The organism is Streptomyces sp. NPDC051940, from assembly GCF_040680895.1.
GTDB lineage: Bacteria > Actinomycetota > Actinomycetes > Streptomycetales > Streptomycetaceae > Streptomyces.
In genome coordinates this window covers 1-3,297 of the sequence record NZ_JBFAXR010000261.1, presented here as the reverse complement: position 1 = coordinate 3,297, position 3,297 = coordinate 1, and the positions used below count along the sequence as shown (strand labels likewise).

Below are 3,297 nucleotides of genomic sequence, written 5' to 3'. Positions count from 1 at the left end.
CGCATAACCTTCAGCGCCGAAGCGAGCGGAATTGTCACATCCGCATCTGTCACGCTTCTCACACCTGGTGGCCAACGTTCGTTGGCTCCCGGCGGGCGGTCTCGTTTTCCTCCTGCGGAGGACCGCACGGCCGGCAGCGTATGGAAGGTGAAGAGGTCCACTTCCCGGTCTCCCGCACGCACGGCCCGGCGTTGATCACGCTGTCGCCCACGCCGGTCGGGGCGGACGCCGGGTGCCATCCGGCGGGCCGGGCGGCCCGTGGGACCGCCTCGGGGCCGCACCCCGTCGAACGGGTCATGCCCGCGGCGACAGCGCCCGACGACGTCCCGTCCGGCTTCGCGCGGGTACGGACATGTGAAGAGGCATGTCGCAGAGGACTCGGAACCGGGCTCGCGCGGGCCCCGGGTCACGCCCGCGCGGGTGGGGGACCCGATCCCGCCGGCCCGGCGGGCCGGGCGATCCGCGGCTTCCCGGCTCCGGACGGCCGGGCGATCCGCGGCGTCCCGGCTCCGGACGGCCGCGCCGGGGCGGCGTCCCGGGGCGTGGACGGCGGCTGAAATCCCGCCCATATCAGGTCACAGTCTCATCAAGGTCTTGACGCCGACAACAGTGTCCACCGAGCCTAGACTTCACTAGTTGTAGACAGTCCGGGGTCACATCGCCGTGCCCCGGAAGACGGGCGCGGCCGTCGTGCCGCCCCGTCGAGGTGGGAGTGGATGGTCGTGGAGACTCCGGGCTCGCAGTCCTCGCTGCACCGGGCCAACCTCGAGCGGGTCGTACGTGCCGTACGGCTCGCCGGGTCGCTCACCCAGGCAGAGATCGCCAGGAGTACCGGGCTCTCCGCCGCCACGGTCTCCAATATCGTGCGCGAGCTGCAGGAGAGCGGCACGGTGAGCGTCACGCCCACCTCCTCCGGCGGCCGGCGCGCCCGCGCGGTCTCGCTGAGCGGTGACGCCGGCATCGTCATAGGCGTCGACTTCGGCCACACCCACCTCCGGGTCGCCGTGGGCAACCTCGCGCACCAGATCCTCGCCGAGGAGTCCGAGCCGATCGACGTGGACGCCTCCGCCGCCCAGGGCCTGGACCGCGCCGAGAGCCTCGTCAAGCGCCTGGTCGCCGCCACCGGCGTACCGGCCTCCAAGACCGTCGGCGTGGGCCTCGGCGTCCCCGGCCCGATCGACGTGGCCACGGGCGTCCTGGGCTCCACCTCCATCCTCCCGGGCTGGGCGGGCACCAACCCCCGCGAGGACCTCGGACAGCGCCTCGGCGTCCCCGTCTACGTCGACAACGACGCCAACCTCGGGGCCCTCGGCGAGATGGTCTGGGGCGCCGGCCGCGGGGTGAAGGACCTGGCGTACATCAAGGTCGCCAGCGGTGTCGGCGCCGGACTGGTGATCAACGGCCAGATCTACCGCGGACCCGGCGGTACGGCCGGAGAAATAGGGCATATCACCCTGGACGAGTCCGGTCCGGTTTGCCGCTGCGGCAACCGCGGCTGTCTGGAGACCTTCACCGCGGGCCGTTACGTCCTCCCGCTCCTCGAAGCCAGCCACGGCCCGGATCTGACTGTTGAACGCATGGTCCGGCTCGCGCGCGAGGGAGACCCCGGCTGCCGCCGCGTGGTGGGGGATGTCGGACGTCACATCGGCTCCGGCGTGGCCTCCCTTTGCAACCTGCTGAACCCCAGCCGGGTCGTCCTCGGCGGCGACCTCGCGGAGGCCGGCGATCTCGTCCTGGATCCCATCCGGGAGTCCGTCGCGCGGTACGCGATCCCAAGCGCCGCACGGCAGCTGACGCTCGCGGGCGGCGCGCTCGGCAGCCGCGCGGAGGTGCTCGGAGCGCTCGCGCTGGTGCTCAGCGAGATGGGCGATACGTCCGTTCTGGATGGTATTGTCCCCTCGCGTGTGCCTGCATTCACCTAGAGAACGAACGACGCCGTTGCCATCTCGTTAAACATTTACTTCTTGACGTCAAGGTTCCGGCCGAGTTGACTTCTCTTCACCTCGGCCGCAACGACGCGGCCTCGTCAGGGAGGTTTCCCCTTATGAACGCAACGGTGCGTCGCGTCATCGTCGGTGCCGCAGCTGTTTCGCTGGTTCTCACTGCCGCGGCCTGTGGCAAGGCGGGCGACGACGGCGGCAGCGACGAGACGACGGCCGGCTCGGGCTCGGGCAGCAAGACCATCGGTCTGCTGCTCCCGGAGACCCAGACCACGCGCTACGAGAGCCAGGACAAGCCGCTCTTCGTGGCCAAGGTCAAGGAGCTCGACCCCAGCATCAAGGTCGAGTACGCGAACGCGAACAGCAGCCCGCAGACGCAGGCCCAGCAGGTCCAGACGATGATCAACAAGGGCGTCAAGGTCCTGGTGCTGGACGCGCAGGACTCCGCCCAGATCAAGGCGTCCGTCCAGGCCGCCGTCGACAAGGGCATCAAGGTCATCGCGTACGACCGCCTCGCCCAGGGCCCGGTCTCGGCCTACGTCTCCTTCGACAACTACAAGGTCGGCCAGCTCCAGGGCGAGGGCCTGCTGAACGCCCTCGGCGACAAGGCCACCCCGGACGCCAAGATCGTCGAGATTGACGGCGACTCGGCCGACCCGAACGCCGCGGACTTCAAGAAGGGCTTCCAGGACGCGGTCAAGGGCAAGGTCAACATCGCCTACGACCAGTCCGGCCTCTGGAAGCCGGACGTCGCCGCGCAGAAGGCGACCGCCGCGATCAACCAGCTCGGCGCCAAGAACATCGCCGGCTTCTACTCCGCGAACGACGGCATGGCCGCCGGTATCGCCGCCTCCATGAAGACGGCCGGCATCTCCGACCTGCCCCTCGGCGGCCAGGACGCCCAGCTCGACGCCATCCAGCGCATCGTGGCGGGCACCCAGTCCTACACCGTCTACAAGGCGATCAAGCCCGAGGCCGAGGCCGCCGCGCAGATGGCCGTCGACCTGCTGAACGGCAAGGACATCTCCTCCGTCGCCACCCAGGAGAAGGTCTCCGGCTCCGGCGACAAGGTCCCGTCCAACCTGCTGACGCCCGTCCTGGTCACCAAGGACAACATCAAGGACACGGTCGTCGCGGACGGCTTCTGGACCGTCGAGCAGATCTGCACCGCGGACTACGCCGCCGCCTGCAAGGCCGCGGGCCTGCAGTAACCGACGCGTACGGCGCGCCCGGCCCGTCCACCCGCTGCAGGGCCGGGGGCGCCGTACGGACCACCCGGGGGGGCGGGCTCAACGCTCCCGCCCCCGGTGCGGGCCGGGGGCACCGGGCCCGCCCCCGGGTTAGGGCCGCCCCAAGG

2 protein-coding genes are annotated in these 3,297 nt (G+C 70.5%); both read left to right on the top strand.

Features of this window, described 5'->3' with window-relative positions; genetic code table 11:
- Nucleotides 1-722: 722 nt before the first annotated feature.
- Nucleotides 723-1,922: an ROK family transcriptional regulator gene (locus AB0M28_RS40165; RefSeq protein ID WP_365415746.1), complete on the top strand. Its 1,200-nt coding sequence runs from the start codon at nucleotides 723-725 to the stop codon at nucleotides 1,920-1,922.
- 122 nt (nucleotides 1,923-2,044) lie between these two features.
- The gene (locus AB0M28_RS40160; RefSeq protein WP_365415744.1) at nucleotides 2,045-3,151 is read left to right on the top strand and encodes a substrate-binding domain-containing protein; all 1,107 of its coding nucleotides are present in this window, start codon (nucleotides 2,045-2,047) and stop codon (nucleotides 3,149-3,151) included.
- Nucleotides 3,152-3,297: the final 146 nt, after the last annotated feature.